General features: G+C 76.5%; 1 protein-coding gene. It reads right to left on the reverse strand.

Going from position 1 to position 302, the window contains the following annotated elements:
• The coding region (locus PUR71_RS41385) for a beta-ketoacyl synthase N-terminal-like domain-containing protein (protein ID WP_443077659.1) at positions 1–263 on the reverse strand (263 nt) is incomplete at its 3' end.
• Positions 264–302 lie beyond the last annotated feature (39 nt).

Genomic DNA, 302 nt, shown 5'->3' on the forward strand with positions numbered 1-302 from the left:
CGGCAGCGGGCCGTCACCGGTCTCCCGCTGACGGCCCCGGTGGGGTGCGCCTCCCCGACGGCGACCGCGCTGGCCGGCTTCGTCGGTGAGCGCATGGACGGCGCATCGGTCCCCGAGGACATCCCGGCCGTCCTCCCGCTGCCGTCCCTCTCGAACTCCTCCCACGACGTCTCCAGCAGCAGGCGCGGCGGGGCGTCCGTCGCGAGCGCCTCGCGCGGGCTCATCCAGAAGACCGCGGCGTGGCACGCCGCGGCCTCCCGCAGGAACCCGCCCGTGCGGGTGTAGGACGTGCCGCTGTGGTC

Source organism: Streptomyces sp. SP17BM10 (genome assembly GCF_036322405.1).
Classification (GTDB): domain Bacteria; phylum Actinomycetota; class Actinomycetes; order Streptomycetales; family Streptomycetaceae; genus Kitasatospora.